Raw genomic sequence first — 3,491 nt, 5'->3', positions numbered from 1 at the left:
AACTTATGTTATCCCATTACCTCTCCATACATATCATAAAGCTTTAGTGCCATCATTAAATTGAATCTTACTTCGGCATGATTTAAATCAGCTGAAATGAGCGACTCTATTTTTTCAAGCCTGTACAAAAGTGAACTCCTATGAATATAGAGTTCTTCTGCAGCGTTTTTTACATTTCCATTATTTTGCAAAAAAACATGTAATGTATTATATAAGTCTATATTCTTTCCTTCTGAATATTTAAGTAGTGGACCAATTTGTCTATTAATAAATAGGTCTACGGCTGAAGAATGATTTAAATGATGTAAAATGGCATACGATCCTAGATCTTCAAATAGGGCAAACCCCTGTTTGCGAAAGCGACTGTCTAAAATATTTAGAGCTTGTATTGCCTGCTGATAACTAATAAAATAGTCTTCTAGTTGCTGCGTACCCCCACCAATCCCTATCAATACACTACAGGAAATAGGTGATGAACCTATCCATTTTTGGATGCTATGATATAATGATTCCCAAAATTTTTTCGAGCTGTTTTTCTGCTTTTCAATGGGCACAATTAAGAGTTGCTCCTCAATATGGGAGGCAGCTAAAATGCCAGTTCCTAGTTCCGGGAGACGCGACTTAATCAAATCCCATATAAGTGATTTTTTCGCTTGCTGTTCGAGGATGTTCCCTTTTCTTAATTCTTTCTCCTCAAGAGAAATCGACAATACAGCTATTCGATGGTTTTTGAAAAGATCCCATTGATACAAGTTTGCATATTGCAAAATACTATCTCGATCTTCTATTTTTTCAGTGAGCAATTTACTAATAAAACTGTCTTTCATCTGCTCTTTCGTGTCTAGAACGAGCTTTTGTTTAATAAACTGAATTGAGCAAATATTACGAGCTAAATCAACCGTCAATTGATCAAATTCATCCATTCTCCCGCTAGGTCTTCGCACCGCTAAATAACCTAGTAAATTACCGCCCCCATTGATTAACCAAAATGAAAAACAATAACCAATATGTTTTGGATCATTAACATGAAAAGTATCAGTGATTCGTTGCTTTCTTCGTTCTTCTCTTGCCAATTCAGCTAGTTGTTCTGTTAGCTGGTTACCGTTCTCTGTTTTCTCAGTATTAAATGAAACAGGCTGCATAAAGCTATCAAAAATAATAACAGAGTCCTGAAACAGACTGCCAAGCATTGTTGTAATTCCTTCAAAGTTATTATCCTCGACCGTTTCTTTTAACAAAGCTTGTTGGTAATCTAAGAGAAGATGAAGGCGTTGCTTATGTTCTTTCTCTCCATTATATAGCCTTGCATTATCAAGTATAGTGGCCAAATGATTAGCAAGCATTTCCAATGCTTTTAAATCGTCCTTCGAAAAGACTCCTTCACGTTTATTTTCAACATGTAGAACTCCAATTGGTTTCATGTCAATAACCAACGGAACCGTAACCTGTTCACCACCAATGGTCTCAAAAAATGGAAAGTGCTCTTTGAGTACATATTTTTCCTCAACCATGATTTTCTGTGGACACTCCATTTCCCCATATGAAGGCGGCTGAAAAACAAAACAGTTTTCCTCCTCGTTATAAAGGTAAATACATGCAAAATTCGCATCTGTTCCAATTCCAGCTTTAGAAGTTAACTCAAATATATGCTGTTCTAACGGTACATCTAGCGAAAGATTCTTACTAATCCATCCAAATCCTTCGATTTTTTTAAACTGCGCTTCCTTTTGTCTAGCCACTGCTATAGCCACTGCTAAGTCTTTTCCAAACTCCTCAAATGATATTTCCATATCTAAAAGAGGAACATGACTTAAAAAGGCAACGATACAAAAACCAAAATGCTGTATGTCATCTTTTAGTGGGACGGTAAACCAAGTCTTCACACCAGCATGTTTCAATGTTTCCGCCAGGACGCACTCCCCTGGAGAATCTGCCGTTTGATCCGTTATGCTTTGATATTGAAGTTTCGAAGAACATTCATCAAAATGAAGAGGAAAGGCTGAAGCTAAGGAAGTTAAATTCCCGCTCCATGCTCTTGGTAAAAACTGCCCTCCTTCATTTAAAATTACAGCTACAAAGTCACAATATAGTTCAGCGCAAAAGGAATCGGTTAAATACTGAAATGCTTCTTCTTCAGTATCAATCTTAATAAGCTGACGTGATGTGTTACGTAAATGATATTCTACTTTTTTCATTAGCTTCTCTCTTTTGTTGTCAGCCACGAACCATCTCCTCCATTTCACCTTTTCTATCTATTGTAAAAGAAGAGATACATATTAGGAAAGGAAATATATCAAGATTCTTTTATATGAACTACCAACTACACACCACTTAACACCCTTTCGGGTTGTTTGAAGTGGGTGCTTCTTGGGAATTAGATACTTTTTACGAAGCCATAAAGATAATACCTACCCCTAAGGAAAATATCAATTACATAGCTAATTTTAGTAAGTTGATACTTGCATTTACATCTCTGTCATGACCAAAAATAGTTATTTTTTGTTTTCCCGTCCAGTACCCATCATAGATAAGTTCACCAAATAATTCATGGTTTATTTTTTTCATATTATAGAAAAAAACACAGAACTTACGTTCTGTGTTTTTTAATTTATATACGCACGAACTAACTGTTGCTATCTTCAATCAATACACACGCATTTTTCATGAATTTTTCTCTAGTAAACTAGAATTATAATTAGGTGCCAGTACGATATTCGTATAGGTTCCTGTACCCGAAAGGTACTTGTATCTATGTTCTAAACCGGCTGGAATAAAAACGGATGCAGGGCTCTCAATGATTTGAGATTCTCCTTCAATTTCCACTTCACATATAAGGCCTATACCATCTATTTTGTTCCCCCAGAAAATAAAAGCACTATCACAATGATGTGCATGAACATCTACATCTCCTTCTAAGTTATCCTCTATATGTGCATCGTAAAATACACGCTGTATCACATAAAATGATGCTCGTTCATCAGTTCTATAATCCATCTGTACCCAACGTTCTCCTGGACCATCTCGATGATATAAAAGCTCAGATGCTCCCTTTACAAATGGTTTACTAACTCGCAAAGACTTTGAAAGCCTAGACCCTTTTCTCTCTATGCGTTTTTGTTGTATGTTCCTTACTCTTCCTATCATTTCAGGTTGAATACTCTCGTATGCTGAGTAATTCTGCTGAACAGCTTTCATATGATAGGATGCGGTATGGGTAAATACATTATTTCCAATAATTGGTCTCCAATGATCTACTTTACAACCAGTAGCTAATTGAAGAGATTGAGTTAATTCAGGGATCATCTGTAGTTTAAAGTACGGATGATTACGCTTTTGAGATAATAAAACGGATAAATTTAGCAGGTCCACAATCCCGGCACGTTCACCTATTCCGCACAACGTGGTATCAATAACAGATGCTCCTGAATCAATTGCCGCAAGAGCATTTGCCATGGCTAATCCTAAATCATTATGAAGATGAACTTCAATCT

At 36.2% G+C, this 3,491-nt stretch carries 2 protein-coding genes; both read right to left on the bottom strand.

Annotated features, from left to right (window positions below; genetic code table 11):
* Positions 1 to 8 precede the first annotated feature (8 nt).
* Positions 9 to 2,222: a helix-turn-helix domain-containing protein gene (locus AB3X48_RS19450; RefSeq protein ID WP_199715612.1), complete on the bottom strand. Its 2,214-nt coding sequence runs from the start codon at positions 2,220 to 2,222 to the stop codon at positions 9 to 11.
* Between the two features lie 439 nt (positions 2,223 to 2,661).
* Positions 2,662 to 3,491: hydroxymethylglutaryl-CoA lyase-like TIM-barrel protein (locus AB3X48_RS19445; RefSeq protein ID WP_483298829.1), on the bottom strand; the 830-nt coding region annotated here is incomplete at its 5' end.

The sequence above is a fragment of the Bacillus sp. S4 genome (genome assembly GCF_040838205.1).
GTDB classification, from domain to species: Bacteria; Bacillota; Bacilli; order Bacillales; family Bacillaceae_G; genus Bacillus_A; species Bacillus_A cereus_U.
The sequence above is the reverse complement of the archived record's forward strand: the minus strand, read 5'-3'. Positions and strand labels throughout refer to the sequence as shown.